Genomic DNA, 14,825 nt, shown 5'->3' on the forward strand with positions numbered 1-14,825 from the left:
CCTACAGCTCGTGTTGCAATACGGGCTGTTTTTTTGCTGCATAGAACATAAAAAAAGGCATAAATGTGATTTTATGCCTTTCGCTTTACAGTTTGAGAAAACCATGGAGCTGGTGCGGATTCACTCGGAAGAACGATAATTTCCACTCTAGCTTCCTCCACTAATTCTGGTTCTTCATCCTCCTCTTCAATTGGCGGCTCTGAACGTTTGGAATCATGCTCCTCCTCAGGCTCTCGAATGGTTTCGAATTTCGTTTCTTCGTCATCCATAACTTTGTGATCTGTTTCCTTTTCCTTCGGTTCTTCTTGAAATTCTTTCGGTGCATTGATGTTAGGGAGCTCTCGAATGCTGCCCACAGCCAAGTGTTTCTCCTCTTCTTCCTTCTCAGCTGAGCTTGTGTCATGAGCCTGCCACCCCATCGATCCAGGCGGTGTAAATACGAATTGGTCGAGATCGAGTTTAGAAATGGAGGCTTTTTGTCTCGATGACCTCATGTCAATTCGCCTCCCGATACGCTTTTATTTTTTTATACAGTTCCGGCATTGTATCCAAAAACGCATCTTTAGATTCTTCAACAGAAATCATATTTTGCAGCGCCCAGTTGTACTTCTCATCTGACCATGTTTTCTTTTGCTTCAAATAATATTTATGGCCGATTGCACAGAACAAATGCGGAAACGCGAGATCAATCCATAGCACCTCGTACTGTTTTTCTGTGAGCGGATACACTGCATCATAGGCTGCAAGCAGTGCAACCATGAAATCGGTATCCCATACAGAAAGCTTAACCATAACTTTATTCAGCAGAATGCGCAGATCTCTTGATGGCAAATCGTAGGTAATCGAGTGAAGCTCTTTTAAAAAAGGCTCCCCGTCGATCTCAGTCAAACGCGCCAATGTAAAATCCTGAAAACAGAATCCGCCATGTTCAAGCGTTTCTTTTGTCCAATTTTCATACTCTGATTCATCAAGCGCTTGCAGAGCCTCTTTTCCTCTTGCCAGCATTTTATCAGCGTGTTTTAAGAAAGTTTGCGAAAATAAGTCATCAGGATAAGATGCCGCGATCTGCATATTCCCTTCTAATTCCTGCAGCTTCCACCGGTATAATTTATGCCATTTGCCGAGCCTGCTTCTTTTCTTGCTTTCATCTGTGCAAACATATCCTTTTGACGCATGATGAAAATGGCCGGCAAATGACATGACTTTTTTCATCTGCTCTGCATCATAGTAAATCATTTCTTTTCCTGTCACTTTGTCATATAAACTGTAGGAGACCCGATCAGTACCTAAGCAGCTCCCGCCATTTTTTGTTTGATGTATCGGCGCTACCGGCAGCCCTTTCTCTTGTAAATGGGCATGTGCCTGAGTGATAAAAAGCATTCGCTCCGGTTTCATCTGCGCTTCTTTTAATAGCTTTAGGCCTTGATCAGTTTGTATTTCCCAGATTTTGCGCCCGCTTTTGTTTGATTTCAACGCCACATGTTCGATATGGAACGGATAATAGTTGAGAATATCGGACACAATCTGTTCTTCATGCTCTTTTTGGTACACTCTGTTCACCCCTTCTATCTGTTCTTCTCATACACGCTGAGCAGATTTTCCGCCACCCTCTGCCAGCCGAATTGGCTTTCTGCCTCACGACGGCTGTATTTCCCAAGCCGTTCCCGTTTTTCAGAGCTGCTGAGCAAATCATTGATATATCCAGCATATTGTTTAGGATTTTCAAAGTCATGAATGATGTAGCCGTTTTTCCCTTCCTCTATGACCTCTGGATTGCCTCCCCGATTGCTTGTAATAATAGGCAGTCCCGCAGCCATCGCTTCATAATGAACCCTCGCTAAAGGCTCCTGCCACTGCGAAGAGCATACAAATACATCTGACATGGTATAAAGGCGAGGAATGTCCTTTGGCTTCACAAATTGAATAAATGTGACATGATCCTTTTGCATCGCACCGAGGGTATGAAGATGTTTGACATAGTTATTTAATTCATTATCTCCGAACCATTTTGACCCGATAAACACCATCATGACATCAGGATGCTCCTCGATTATGTCCGGCAACGCCTGCAATAAAATGTGCGGGCCTTTTACTTTGCTGAGCCGGCCAACAAAAAGGACAATTTTTTTACCGTGAAGTTCCAGCTCGCTTCGCATATCTTCGCGAGCCCGCTGCCCTTCTTTTGTCCAGCGTGGGTGGTACGCTTTCAAATCCACACCGGAATACACCGTTTTTGTTTTTGATCGTGCTGACGGAAAACGGCTTGTGATCGTCCGGCCAATATAATCGCTGACCGTAACAATCTGCGCTACAGAATCGATGCATATCTCACCTTCTGCCTGGCTGATCTTATCGTAAGCGAACATTTCATTGTGAACGCTTAAAATAAAAACAGCATCTGGCGCCTGTTTCTTCAGTTTCGACACCCAGCTTGGGCGATTACAGACATGCACAAGATCAAAACGGCTCTTTTTCAGCTCTTCTCCAACAGCATCTTCATAACGGTCTTCATCCAAATGCACATAATGGACTCCGTCTGCTGTCTCTCGATCAGCGAGATTTGGATCTTTAATAGAAAATACAGTCACCTCATGTTTTTTGGCAATCAAAGGGGCAACTGCTTCGAGGTAGATTTGAATGGCGCCTCCTCGAACCGAGGGGACAGGAAGCTTCTCTGTGGCGATCAGTGCTATTTTCATACATAGCCTCCATTCCTGCATGATTTTTAACTAGTTAGAATCATGATACGGTTGAACAACCAACTTGTGCGGAATGGGACTGCCCCAAAAACAAAACGGGTAAACAACCAGGTTCTTCTATCAAATATAGTCAAATATCTCAATCATTTTTTTCTTTCGATTCATAAGGTAGGAGTAAAACAGGTAAGGATGTGTCCTTTAATGGCAGAAAACCAAGAAGTCATTGAGGAGGGGAATTCATCAGAGCTTCCTTTATCAGCAGAAGATGAAAGAAAATTAACCGAGCTGGCTGAAAATGTGCTTCAAGGATGGGATGTGCAGACTGAAAAAATAGACGTCATTCAAGGAAACCAGATGGCGCTTGTGTGGAAGGTTCACACAGGCTCCGGTGCGGTTTGTCTGAAACGAATACACAGGCCCGAAAAGAAAGCCTTGTTTTCCATTTTCGCACAGGATTATTTAGCAAAAAAAGGAATGAACGTTCCCGGCATAATCCCAAATAAAAAAGGCAGCCTATATTCCAAGCACGGCTCCTTTCTATTTGTCGTATATGACTGGATCGAAGGAAGGCCGTTTGAGCTGACTGTAAAGCAGGATTTGGAGTTTATCATGAAAGGCCTTGCTGATTTCCATACAGCTTCCGTCGGATATCAGCCGCCTAATGGCGTTCCCGTATTTACGAAATTAGGGCGCTGGCCGAATCACTATACGAAACGATGCAAACAGATGGAAACGTGGAAGCTGATGGCGCAGATGGAAAAAGAAGATCCTTTCTCACAGCTTTATCTTCAAGAGATAGACAGCTTTATTGAAGACGGACTGCGCATCAAAGACCGGCTTTTGCAGTCGTCCTATGTGCCATGGACTGAACAGCTGAAAAAAAGCCCTAATCTTTGCCACCAGGATTATGGAACCGGAAATACCCTCTTGGGGGAAAACGAACAGATTTGGGTCATCGACCTAGATACCGTATCATTTGATCTTCCTATTCGAGATTTGCGCAAAATGATTATTCCGCTTTTAGATACGACGGGCGTTTGGGATGAAGAAACATTTCATGTGATGCTGAACGCATATGAATCCAGTGCCCCATTAACTGACGAACAAAAACAAGTAATGTTTATTGATATGCTGTTTCCTTATGAGCTTTACGATGTCATTCGCGAAAAATACGTCCGCAAGTCTGCTTTACCGAAGGAAGAATTAGAGTCAGCTTTTGAATATGAACGCATTAAAGCAAACGCATTAAAGCAGCTGATTTAAGACATCATCTCCCCCGCATATCGGGGGGATGATCTTTATAAGATAAGGGTAAGAATAAATGTAACATTAATACATACGGGGGTTACAAACATGAAGAAGATGGTCGGTGCCATAGCGGTTTTTGTGATTACATATGCGCTGTTTTCAGCCGCAGACTACCTGTTTCCAATTGACCAAGAATGGTACAATTCACTGAAAAAACCGGACTGGACGCCACCCGGATCTGCGATCGGCATCATTTGGGCCATCCTATTTGCCCTGATCTCCCTTTCAGCTGCCATTGTGTATGCCGCGTTTTCATTTAAAGATGCGAAAAGCTTTTGGCTTACGCTTTTGATTAATTATGTGCTCAATCAGGCATTCAGCTATTTTCAATTTACCCAAAAGAATCTGCTGGCTGCATCGATTGACAGCCTGCTTGTCGCCATCACTGCAATCGTTTTAATGATCATAGCGAGAAAATACAGCAGGACCGCAAGCTATCTTCTTTTGCCTTATTTTTTATGGAGTGCATTTGCGACATTCTTATCCTTTACAATCTATTCCATGAATCTGTGAACAAAAAAGCCGCTTATACAGCGGCTTTTCACATCATCGGCTGGATTCCCCAAATGTTTTTCGCATATTCCCGGATCGTGCGGTCGCTTGAGAAATATCCAGAATGGGCAATATTCACAATCGAACGCTCAGACCATTTCCTCCGATCGAGATAATCAGCTTGAATACGCCCCTGCGCATCTGCATATGAGCTGAAATCCTTCAGCACAAAATACTCATCATTATGCGGAAGCAGCGAGTCATAGATCGATTCAAATTCATCTGCTTCCCCTTCAAAAAAACCGTTGATCAGCTGATCCGCTACCTGTCTGATTCTGCGGTCATGCTGATAATATTCCCTCGATCTATAGCCGCCGTTTTCCTGATACGATAGAACTTCATCCGCCTTTAAACCGAATGTGTAAATACAATCAGGCCCCACCCGCTCAAGTATCTCAATATTTGCGCCGTCATGTGTGCCAATCGTCAAAGCGCCGTTCATCATGAACTTCATATTTCCTGTACCAGACGCTTCCTTGCTTGCGGTTGAAATTTGTTCACTTACATCTGACGCTGGAAAAATCCGCTCAGCCATAGAAACTCTGTAATTTTCCAAAAAAACAATCTTGAGCAGTTGTTTGACTGCCGGATCATAGTTGACCTTTTCCGCGACAGAATGGATCAGCTTAATGATTTTCTTGGCATAATAATAACTTGGTGAAGCCTTTGCCCCAAAAATAAAGGTTTGCGGGTAGATAGAAAAGCCCGAGTCCTCTTTGAGCCGATTATACAAATACATAATATGAAGAACATTCAGCAGCTGCCGTTTGTATGCATGAAGCCGTTTCACCTGAACATCAAATATGCTGTCAGGGTTCACAACTACCCCGGCCGTGCAAAAAATCAAATCAGCGAGCTCTTGTTTTTTCCTGCTTTTGTTGTTTTGAAACTGTTCGATAAAAGCAGGATCAGAGGCGTACGGTTCTAAGCGAATCAGTGATTCCGGCTGTTTCACCCATTCATTGCCGATCGCCTCCGTGATGATAGCAGACAAGCCGGGATTCGCTTTCAGCAGCCAGCGCCTGTGGGCAATTCCATTCGTCTTATTGTTAAAACGATTCGGAAACAGCAAATGAAAATCGCGCATCTCCCTTTCCTTTAAAATATCGGAATGAATTTTGGCAACGCCGTTTACACTGTAGCTGCCCACTATAGCCAGATGAGCCATTTTGACAACACCATGCGCCGTAATCGCCATGTCCTCTATCCTTTTCCAGTCTCCGGGATACTTTTCCCACACCGCCCGGCAAAACCTTTCATTGATCTCTTCAATAATCATGTACATTCGCGGGAGCAGCGGCTTAAACAAATGAATCGGCCATTTCTCAAGCGCTTCTGACAATGTCGTATGATTTGTATAAGAAATCGTATGTACGGTAATATGCCAGGCCTCTTCCCAGCTCATGTTCTCTTCATCGAGCAAAATCCGCATCAGCTCAGGCACTGCCAGTGCAGGATGGGTATCATTAATATGAATGCTTACTTTTTTATGCAAGCCGGATAAAGATTTATTTGTTTTTCGGTAATTGTTCACAATGCTTTTTAAGCTTGCGCATACTAAAAAATACTGCTGCTTCAGCCGTAAAATTTTCCCCTCGTCATGAGTGTCATCAGGATATAAAAATTCAGAAACTGCTTCGGTTTCCCGCTTATAAGACAAAATATTGCCGCCATGATAATGCGCATAAGGCTCAGCGTTCCAAAGCCTTAACGTATTGACGGTACCCGTTTCATAGCCGATGATTGGGATGTCATAAGGAACGGCTGTAACAATTGTAGCTTGCTCGTGGCGAAAATGCAGACGTCCGTTCTTTTCTGTCATATGCACCTCGCCCCAAAACGGCACGTCAACTGCCTGATCGGCATTTCTTACTTCCCATACATTCCCGTTTTTCAGCCATTGCTCAGGCAGCTCCACCTGATGCCCGTCTACAATTTTTTGCTCAAACAAGCCATGCTTATAACGAATGCCCATCCCGTGCCCCGGCAAATTCAATGAAGCCAGAGAATCTAAAAAGCAAGCTGCCAAGCGCCCAAGCCCGCCGTTGCCGAGACCTGCATCGCTCTCCATTTGAAGGATCTCCTCTAAATTGATGCCGATTTCCTTTAAGCCTGCTTCTACAACATCACGAACGCCAAGATTCATTAAATTTTGTTCAAGAAGCTGACCGAGCAGAAATTCGATTGACAAATAATATGTCTGCTTCCCGGAATTGGACCTGCTTTTTTCATTCGTCTGGATCCAATCAGCGCTGATATATTCTCTGACCATATTGCCCAACGTTTTATATTGATCCAGCTTGGCAGAGTCTTTGAAGCTTTTTCCGCACGTCATTTCCAGACGCTTTAAAAATAAGGCTGCAAAGCGTTCTTTACTCGAGAACATCCCGTCCACTCCTTGTCACATGCTCGAAAATGCGCTGATACTCTTTTGCTGACTGCTCCCAGCTGTAATCTGCATTCATTGCGGTCTTCATGATGCTCTTCCATACATCCTTTTGGCGATAAAACGACAGCGCCCTCTCGATCGTAAATTTCAGATCATGCGCATTGAAAGCGGAAAACGTAAAGCCATTGCCCGTTCCCTCTTCCTCCTGATAGGAACGGACAGTGTCGTAAAGACCGCCCGTCTCCCTGACAATCGGAATGGCGCCATATTGGAGAGCAATAAGCTGACCCAAGCCGCACGGCTCAAATTTCGACGGCATCAAAAACATATCGGAGCCCGCATAAATTTGATGGGCAAGCGGCTCATCAAACCCAATATACGCTCGGCACTTCTCATGAAAAGCCAATTCTGCATACCGGAAATAATCTTCAAATTCACGTTCCCCTGTACCCAGCACAATTAGCTGTATGTCTTGCTCTTCAAGAAGTTCGTGCATAATTCTGCGGACAAGATCAAGTCCCTTTTGTTTAGTGAGCCTTGTCACCATACTGATCAGCGGAATATCATTTCGCTCTGGAAGCCCCATCCGCCGCTGAAGCTTCGTTTTATTTACTTCCTTGCATGCAAGATGCTCCGAATCATAATGCGCCTCTATATAGGGATCGCATTTCGGCTGATAGAAAGTATCATCAATGCCATTTAATATGCCGGTTATATCATTTTCCCTATATTGCAAAACCTGCTCAAGCTGTTCACCATAATAAGGCGTCAATATTTCATTTCTGTAAGTGGGGCTCACAGTTGTCACATGATCAGCCGCAATGATGCCTGCCTTCATAAAATTAACAAATCCGTTGCATTCTAACCTTTCATAATGAAAATGATCCATCTCAAGCCCTAGCAAGTCATGTGTGACATCAGGCGGAAATATGCCTTGAAACTGTAGATTGTGGATTGTGAGCACGCTTCTCATCTGCTTATAAAAAGGATGTTTTCTGTATTCCTCTTTCAGCAAATAATTGACCATCGCTGTATGCCAGTCGTGAGTATGAACAATATCGGCTTGAATATTCACAGCTTCGGCGGCCTCCAGCACAGCTCTTGAAAAAAAGGCAAACCGTTCACCGTCATCATAATGCCCGTACAACGAATCCCTGTTAAAATAATATTTATTGTCGATGAAATAATAATTCACATCATCTTCAGCAATCTGTTCAATTCCGCAATATTGCTGACGCCAGCCGACGGCTACCGTACACTCAGCCGTTTTTTCCATGCGCTTTTTCCATCGCTCAGGTATTTGGCTGTACTTCGGAAGCATTACAGCTACTTCATTGCCTAATCGCGCAAGTGCCTTTGGCAGAGCACCAGCTACATCGGCAAGACCTCCTGATTTAACAAACGGGGTACATTCAGATACAGCAAATAATACTTTCAAGAATTCATCAGCTCTCCTTGCACCAAACCTTTTCTTAATACAAGCGGCTGCTCAGCTGTTCCCGCAGCCTCAGTCGCATTGCCGATTTTAACGTCCTTATCAGAAATGACCTGCTCAATCTGGCAATCCTCGCCAATCTGCGTTTTTTGCATAATAATGCAGTTTTTCAGCTTCGTCCCCTTTCCGACATGAACCGCCCTGAACAAAATGCAGTTTTCAACCTCTCCTTCAAGCACACATCCGTTTGCCACCAAGGAATTTTTGACAGTGCTGTGTTTTCCGTATTTCGTCGGCGGCTCATCCTTCACTTTTGTATAGATCGGCTGCTGCGGCAAAAACACCTGCTGCCAAAAACGAGGCTGAATGAGCTCCATACTGTGGGTATAATACTTTTCCACCGAATCAATCACAGCGGCATAACCTGAATATTCATAAGGGCAAATGGTCAAGGAGGAGGATTCTTTTTCAACAGCCTCCTGAATGGTTTTATAGCCTTTTTCACTATGTCCGTAGATCAGATCCTTTAAAAGCGCTGTAGACATGATATAGATTTGCAGCGACTGGCCATCCTGAAATACCTCGGTGACGTCGCAGCCAACCTCCTGATGGCGTTTCAGCACATATTGAAATTGAATGTTGCATACAGTATGGCTGTTGGAGATGACAGCATACTGCTGTGTGCTTCTGTGAAAATAATCAAGATGGTCGGAAAACTGCCGAAAAGAACCGAACTCATCGTATTCTTGGTGAAGGTGGGGCGACGGGAAAAAAAAGAGGCCATCCTTTTTTCGATGCAAATCCCATTCCTTACCTGCTCCAAGATGATCCATAAGCGAACGATAGCGATACTTCGGAAAAATCGCGACACTCCTAATATCCGCATTCACCATGTTGGAAAGCATAAAATCGATCAGACGGTACCTGCCGGCGAAAGGGATTGCTCCCAGCGACCGCTGTGCCGTTAAATCCTGAAGAGAATGCTTATATGTGGTTTCATCTATAACACCTAACATTTGATTATTGAACACTGACTCAGCCCCCTCTTCAGTATTAGATCAATTCTTTTTCTACAAATTCCTCTGAAACGAGCAACGCCTCCTGAATGTCTTTTTCGGATCGAATCACTGCGCCATCCGGCAGCACCAGACCCTTAGGAACGATGGCATTTTCAATTACTACATGCTCCCCAATTGTCACATCCGGCATTATGACGGATGATTTAACAGTCGCATGCTTACCGACAGTCACGCCTTGAAAAAGAACGGAGTGAGACACATTTCCATATACAACACAACCTTCGTTCACAAGCGAATCTTGAACCTGCGCATCAGATGAAATAAATTGCGGAGGCTGATTCGGATTGACGGAGTAAATTTTCCACTTCCGTTCAAATAGTTTCAGCTCCGAGTCCTCTTTTAACAGATCCATATTGGCTTCCCACAAGCTCTGAACAGTACCGACATCCTTCCAATAACCTTTGAACGGATAAGCGGAAAGCTTCTTTTTCTCCTCCAAAAGCAGAGGAATAATGTCTTTGCCAAAGTCGTGGCTTGAATAAGGATTCCGGTCGTCCATCTCAAGATACTGTTTCAAAAGCGGCCAATTGAATATATAAATTCCCATTGAGGCAAGATTGCTCTTAGGGAATTTGGGCTTTTCATCAAAATGTGTAATCGTCCCATCTGCATCGGTCTTCATGATGCCGAACCGGCTTGCTTCCTCCCAGCCCACCTCGATGACAGAGATCGTTACATCCGCTTTCTTTTCAATATGAAAATCAAGCATTTTACCGTAGTCCATTTTGTATATGTGATCTCCTGATAATATCAGCACATACTCAGGATCATACTGATTCAAATAATTAAGATTTTCATAAATGGCGCTTGCCGTCCCTTTATACCATTTGACTTCTGATGACTCGGCATAAGGGGGTAATACCGTCACGCCGCCATTATATCTGTCAAGGTCCCATGCACTGCCGATTCCAATATAGGAATTCAGCTCAAGCGGCTGATATTGTGTTAAAATCCCGACTGTGTCTATGCCTGAATTGGAACAGTTGCTGAGGGTAAAATCAATAATCCTGTATTTTCCCCCGAAAGATACAGCCGGTTTGGCCATATTTTTTGTCAATCCGCTGAGACGGCTGCCCTTCCCGCCGGCAAGGAGCATGGCTACACATTGTTTTTTCATCTTTTTATCTCTCCTCTTTTTTTAACCGCCCGTAAAATCGAAATGCCGTAAGGGGGGATGGTCATCGTGATATAACATGGTTTATGATGAAGAGCTCCCTTTTTGGCCGCTAACGGCTTTTTGTTGATTTGTCCTGAGCCTCCATATGCTTCACTGTCGCTGTTCAGCACTTCAATGTATTGAGTAAGAAAAGGAACTCCAACATCATATTGATGATAGACCGCGGGTGTAAAATTACAAATGATGACAAGCGCCTCACCGTGCCTTTTGCCATAACGAATAAAAGAAAAGATTGATTGTTCGTCATTATGGACATCAATCCATTCAAACGATTGTGCACGATGGTCATGTTCATAAAGGATTTTGCTTTTTTGATAAAAGCGGAGAAGATCTTGCGTAAAAACGCTGGCTTTCTGATGCATGGGGAAGGAGTCCAAAAACCAATCAAGCTGTTCTGTATCTTTCCATTCATCAAATTGGGCAAATTCTGATCCCATAAAGATCAATTTCTTTCCGGGATGAGCCGTCATATAGCCGAGCAAAAGCCGATACTGGGCAAATTTCTGCCAATAGTCGCCAGGCATTTTATTAAGAAGGGATTTTTTTCCGTATACGACTTCATCATGAGAGAACGGCAATACAAAATGTTCACTAAACGCATACAGTAATGAAAACGAAATAAGCTGATGACAATACCGCCTTTCTTCTGGCGGCGTCTCCATATATTTCAGTACGTCATTCATCCAGCCCATATTCCATTTAAAATGAAAACCGAGCCCTCCTTCCTCAACAGCACCTGTCACTTGAGGCCATTCCGTAGAGTCTTCCGCAATCATCATGACATGAGGATATGCCTCTCTCATGGTTTGATTGAGTTTTTTTAAAAATTCAACAGCATATGGATTCGTATGGCGTTCATCCTGATTTGGCCAATACAGGAGATTAGCCACTGCATCAACCCTAAATCCATCTATATGATAGAGTTCCGCCCAGTACAACGCATTAGAAATTAAAAAACTATGAACTTCCGGTTTTCCCAGGTCAAAGTTTGCCGTGCCCCATAGCCAGTTCTCCCGATCACGTTCTTCTTGATATTCATAAAGTGGCTCTCCATCAAACATATAAAGACCATGTGCGTCTTTACAAAAATGTCCGGGGACCCAATCCAGAATGACTCCGATGTTTTCTTGATGGCATTCATCCACAAACTTCATCAAATCATGCGGCGTGCCAAACCTGCTTGTCGGGCTGTAATAACCCGTTCCTTGATATCCCCAGGAACGATCATAAGGGTGCTCATACACCGGAAGCAGTTCGATATGGGTAAACCCATGCTCTTTGATATAAGGAATAAGCGACTGGCTTAATTCTTTATAAGAGTAATGCCTGCCATCAGAATGTTTCTTCCAGGAACCGAGATGAAGTTCATAAATAAAAACAGGTTTCTCATACAGCGTATTAGCCTTATGTTTCTTTTGCCATTTTTGATCTTGCCAGTTGTATCCTGCCAAATCGTAAGTAAGTGACGCTGTATTGGGCCTGATTTCTGAATAAATAGCATATGGATCTGCCTTCAGCCTGATCTCGCCGCTTTTCGTCACGATTTCATACTTATATCGTTCCTTTTCTCCTAAATTTGGAATAAACAACGTCCAAATGCCACCATCGTTCGCTCTGTGCATCACATGCTGTTCTCCTGACCAGCTGTTAAAGTCCCCAGCCACTCGTACTTCTGACGCATGAGGCGCCCACACACAGAATTCATATCCTCTTTGGCCATTCAGCTCGCGATAATGCGAGCCAAACAGCTGATAGCTTTTAAACAGACTGCCTTCGTGAAAAAGATAAACATCATGTGCTGTAGGGCTGGCAGCGGCCATGTAATCATCCTTTCTGACATCATAGTTTTCATTTATAGTATTTATTCGAAGAAATAAAAAAAAGCCCTTTCATGAAAGCGCTTATACTTATTGACAATTAACTTCATTTTCCGAAGAAAAACGAAATATATGGAGATTTTTGTTGCCTGTTTATAGAATATAGAATGATATCTAAGGCATATCAGGATTTATAAAAAATAAAAAAACCTTGCAGGATATGCAAGGTTTCTGAATGACCCGTACGGGATTCGAACCCGTGTTACCGCCGTGAAAGGGCGGTGTCTTAACCGCTTGACCAACGGGCCGATGATTGAGAACTTATATGTGTAATCATATGGCGGAGAAGGAGGGATTTGAACCCTCGCGCCGCTTACACGACCTACACCCTTAGCAGGGGCGCCTCTTCAGCCACTTGAGTACTTCTCCATTTGGCTCCACAGGCAGGATTCGAACCTGCGACCGATCGGTTAACAGCCGATAGCTCTACCACTGAGCTACTGTGGAATATAAAGGTCATGGTGGGCCTGAATGGACTCGAACCATCGACCTCACGCTTATCAGGCGTGCGCTCTAACCAGCTGAGCTACAGGCCCATGACAATATAGAAATGGAGCGGGTGATGGGAATCGAACCCACGACATCAGCTTGGAAGGCTGAGGTTTTACCACTAAACTACACCCGCAATTTTATTTGGGGCGATTGATGGGAATCGAACCCACGAATGCCAGAGCCACAATCTGGTGCGTTAACCACTTCGCCACAACCGCCAAAATATATATTGATAAATGGTGGCTCGGGACGGAATCGAACCGCCGACACACGGATTTTCAGTCCGTTGCTCTACCAACTGAGCTACCGAGCCTAAGTATTTAAATGGCGGTCCGGACGGGACTCGAACCCGCGACCTCCTGCGTGACAGGCAGGCATTCTAACCAACTGAACTACCGGACCATTTTGATATTTACATGTGAATTTTTTAGGTTGTACCCTTTAGGTACCCCTTATTTCATTCATATAATTTGGTTGCGGGGGCAGGATTTGAACCTGCGACCTTCGGGTTATGAGCCCGACGAGCTACCGAACTGCTCCACCCCGCGATGATTAAGAATATATATGGCGGAGGAAGAGGGATTCGAACCCCCGCGGGCTTTGACACCCCTGTCGGTTTTCAAGACCGATCCCTTCAGCCAGACTTGGGTATTCCTCCGTATAGTGGTGGACCTTGTAGGACTCGAACCTACGACCGGACGGTTATGAGCCGTCTGCTCTAACCAACTGAGCTAAAGGTCCATTGGTAGCGGCGGAGGGGATCGAACCCCCGACCTCACGGGTATGAACCGTACGCTCTAGCCAGCTGAGCTACACCGCCAAATATTTATTGAAACCAAGTGGAGCCTAGCGGGATCGAACCGCTGACCTCCTGCGTGCAAAGCAGGCGCTCTCCCAGCTGAGCTAAGGCCCCAAGAATGGTCGGGAAGACAGGATTCGAACCTGCGACCCCATGGTCCCAAACCATGTGCTCTACCAAGCTGAGCTACTTCCCGATTTCATGTAGATCATGGCGCGCCCGAGAGGAGTCGAACCCCTAAACTTTTGATCCGTAGTCAAACGCTCTATCCAATTGAGCTACGGGCGCAAAACTTAATGCCGAGGGCCGGACTTGAACCGGCACGGTAGTCACCTACCGCAGGATTTTAAGTCCTGTGTGTCTGCCAATTCCACCACCCCGGCGTGGATGGTATAGTTGGAGCGGAAGACGGGATTCGAACCCGCGACCCCCACCTTGGCAAGGTGGTGTTCTACCACTGAACTACTTCCGCAGAAATGGTGCGGATGAAGGGACTTGAACCCCCACGTCTGTAAAGACACTAGAGCCTGATTCTAGCGCGTCTGCCAATTCCGCCACATCCGCAACATGTAAATGGTGAGCCATGAAGGACTCGAACCTTCGACCCTCTGATTAAAAGTCAGATGCTCTACCAACTGAGCTAATGGCTCTTCTTACAAGAGACTTGAATATTATATCATATAAAAGTGGTGCCGGCAAGAGGACTTGAACCCCCAACCTACTGATTACAAGTCAGTTGCTCTACCAATTGAGCTACACCGGCATATATGTAAAACCGATATGTATAATGAAGAATGGTGGAGGATGACGGGCTCGAACCGCCGACCCTCTGCTTGTAAGGCAGATGCTCTCCCAGCTGAGCTAATCCTCCATAATTGCACTAGCGTGCAATTGCTTGGCGGCGTCCTACTCTCACAGGGGGAAACCCCCGACTACCATCGGCGCTGAAGAGCTTAACTTCCGTGTTCGGTATGGGAACGGGTGTGACCTCTTCGCTATCGCCACCAAACAAATGCCT

At 44.8% G+C, this 14,825-nt stretch carries 10 protein-coding genes, 21 tRNA genes and 1 rRNA gene; 2 read left to right on the forward strand and 30 right to left on the reverse strand.

Annotated elements, in window-relative coordinates; translation table 11 throughout:
* Positions 1-71: 71 nt before the first annotated feature.
* Genes AC0DBE_RS21185 through cotSA form a run of 3 tightly spaced genes read right to left on the reverse strand, consistent with a single transcriptional unit; the run spans position 72 to position 2,699 of the window.
* Positions 72-494 (reverse strand): hypothetical protein, encoded by a 423-nt coding sequence (locus tag AC0DBE_RS21185; RefSeq protein WP_242735024.1) that lies wholly within the window; start codon positions 492-494, stop codon positions 72-74.
* Position 495: 1 nt separating this feature from the next.
* Positions 496-1,551, reverse strand: a complete 1,056-nt coding sequence (gene cotS / locus AC0DBE_RS21190; protein ID WP_472963691.1) for a spore coat putative kinase CotS — start codon at positions 1,549-1,551, stop codon at positions 496-498.
* A gap of 14 nt (positions 1,552-1,565) precedes the next feature.
* Positions 1,566-2,699, reverse strand: a complete 1,134-nt coding sequence (gene cotSA / locus AC0DBE_RS21195) for a spore coat protein CotSA (protein WP_072181956.1) — start codon at positions 2,697-2,699, stop codon at positions 1,566-1,568.
* 189 nt (positions 2,700-2,888) lie between these two features.
* On the opposite strand from cotSA, the gene cotI reads away from it, so the two are divergent.
* Both cotI and AC0DBE_RS21205 read left to right on the forward strand, forming a co-directional pair.
* Entirely contained in the window at positions 2,889-3,962 is a 1,074-nt protein-coding gene (gene cotI, locus AC0DBE_RS21200) for a spore coat kinase CotI (protein ID WP_072181955.1), read from the forward strand.
* A 90-nt stretch (positions 3,963-4,052) separates the two neighbouring features.
* Positions 4,053-4,520, forward strand: a complete 468-nt coding sequence (locus tag AC0DBE_RS21205) for a TspO/MBR family protein (RefSeq protein ID WP_061187221.1) — start codon at positions 4,053-4,055, stop codon at positions 4,518-4,520.
* A 28-nt stretch (positions 4,521-4,548) separates the two neighbouring features.
* Here AC0DBE_RS21205 and glgP read toward each other — a convergent pair whose 3' ends face one another.
* The 27 genes from glgP to rrf all read right to left on the reverse strand — a co-directional run bounded on the left by glgP (position 4,549) and on the right by rrf (position 14,816).
* Complete coding sequence (gene glgP, locus AC0DBE_RS21210) at positions 4,549-6,945, reverse strand: glycogen phosphorylase GlgP (protein ID WP_061187222.1); 2,397 nt, start codon at positions 6,943-6,945, stop codon at positions 4,549-4,551.
* On the reverse strand, positions 6,932-8,386 hold the full coding sequence (gene glgA / locus AC0DBE_RS21215) for a glycogen synthase GlgA (protein WP_472963696.1): 1,455 nt from the start codon (positions 8,384-8,386) through the stop codon (positions 6,932-6,934). The genes glgP and glgA overlap by 14 nt, the downstream gene beginning before the upstream one ends.
* Complete coding sequence (glgD, locus tag AC0DBE_RS21220) at positions 8,383-9,414, reverse strand: glucose-1-phosphate adenylyltransferase subunit GlgD (RefSeq protein ID WP_372401900.1); 1,032 nt, start codon at positions 9,412-9,414, stop codon at positions 8,383-8,385. The genes glgA and glgD overlap by 4 nt, the downstream gene beginning before the upstream one ends.
* Positions 9,415-9,436: 22 nt before the next feature.
* Complete coding sequence (locus AC0DBE_RS21225) at positions 9,437-10,579, reverse strand: glucose-1-phosphate adenylyltransferase (protein ID WP_072181950.1); 1,143 nt, start codon at positions 10,577-10,579, stop codon at positions 9,437-9,439.
* Positions 10,576-12,459 carry a 1,4-alpha-glucan branching enzyme gene (gene glgB / locus AC0DBE_RS21230; protein WP_472963699.1) on the reverse strand — a complete coding sequence of 628 codons (1,884 nt, stop codon included), beginning with the start codon at positions 12,457-12,459 and terminating at the stop codon, positions 10,576-10,578. The genes AC0DBE_RS21225 and glgB overlap by 4 nt, the downstream gene beginning before the upstream one ends.
* A 233-nt stretch (positions 12,460-12,692) precedes the next feature.
* Positions 12,693-12,764, reverse strand: a tRNA-Glu gene (locus AC0DBE_RS21235).
* A 30-nt stretch (positions 12,765-12,794) separates the two neighbouring features.
* Positions 12,795-12,885 (reverse strand) — tRNA-Ser (locus tag AC0DBE_RS21240).
* Positions 12,886-12,888: 3 nt separating this feature from the next.
* Positions 12,889-12,963, reverse strand: a tRNA-Asn gene (locus tag AC0DBE_RS21245).
* A 12-nt stretch (positions 12,964-12,975) separates the two neighbouring features.
* Positions 12,976-13,052: transfer RNA gene (locus AC0DBE_RS21250), tRNA-Ile, on the reverse strand.
* 15 nt (positions 13,053-13,067) lie between these two features.
* Positions 13,068-13,141, reverse strand: a tRNA-Gly gene (locus AC0DBE_RS21255).
* A gap of 9 nt (positions 13,142-13,150) precedes the next feature.
* Positions 13,151-13,226, reverse strand: a tRNA-His gene (locus AC0DBE_RS21260).
* Between the two features lie 19 nt (positions 13,227-13,245).
* Positions 13,246-13,321: transfer RNA gene (locus AC0DBE_RS21265), tRNA-Phe, on the reverse strand.
* Between the two features lie 12 nt (positions 13,322-13,333).
* Positions 13,334-13,410 (reverse strand) — tRNA-Asp (locus tag AC0DBE_RS21270).
* Between the two features lie 69 nt (positions 13,411-13,479).
* A tRNA-Met gene (locus AC0DBE_RS21275) sits at positions 13,480-13,556 on the reverse strand.
* A 17-nt stretch (positions 13,557-13,573) separates the two neighbouring features.
* A tRNA-Ser gene (locus AC0DBE_RS21280) sits at positions 13,574-13,666 on the reverse strand.
* 6 nt (positions 13,667-13,672) lie between these two features.
* Positions 13,673-13,749 (reverse strand) — tRNA-Ile (locus AC0DBE_RS21285).
* A gap of 2 nt (positions 13,750-13,751) precedes the next feature.
* A tRNA-Met gene (locus AC0DBE_RS21290) sits at positions 13,752-13,828 on the reverse strand.
* Positions 13,829-13,848: 20 nt separating this feature from the next.
* Positions 13,849-13,921 (reverse strand) — tRNA-Ala (locus AC0DBE_RS21295).
* Between the two features lie 5 nt (positions 13,922-13,926).
* A tRNA-Pro gene (locus AC0DBE_RS21300) sits at positions 13,927-14,003 on the reverse strand.
* A 15-nt stretch (positions 14,004-14,018) separates the two neighbouring features.
* Positions 14,019-14,095 (reverse strand) — tRNA-Arg (locus AC0DBE_RS21305).
* Positions 14,096-14,104: 9 nt separating this feature from the next.
* A tRNA-Leu gene (locus AC0DBE_RS21310) sits at positions 14,105-14,190 on the reverse strand.
* A gap of 14 nt (positions 14,191-14,204) precedes the next feature.
* Positions 14,205-14,279 (reverse strand) — tRNA-Gly (locus tag AC0DBE_RS21315).
* A 5-nt stretch (positions 14,280-14,284) separates the two neighbouring features.
* Positions 14,285-14,371, reverse strand: a tRNA-Leu gene (locus tag AC0DBE_RS21320).
* Between the two features lie 10 nt (positions 14,372-14,381).
* Positions 14,382-14,457: transfer RNA gene (locus tag AC0DBE_RS21325), tRNA-Lys, on the reverse strand.
* A 37-nt stretch (positions 14,458-14,494) separates the two neighbouring features.
* Positions 14,495-14,570: transfer RNA gene (locus AC0DBE_RS21330), tRNA-Thr, on the reverse strand.
* Positions 14,571-14,602: 32 nt separating this feature from the next.
* Positions 14,603-14,678 (reverse strand) — tRNA-Val (locus AC0DBE_RS21335).
* Between the two features lie 22 nt (positions 14,679-14,700).
* Positions 14,701-14,816, reverse strand: a 5S ribosomal RNA gene (gene rrf / locus AC0DBE_RS21340).
* Between the last annotated feature and the right edge of the window lie 9 nt (positions 14,817-14,825).

This window comes from Bacillus sp. VA15 (assembly GCF_055721145.1).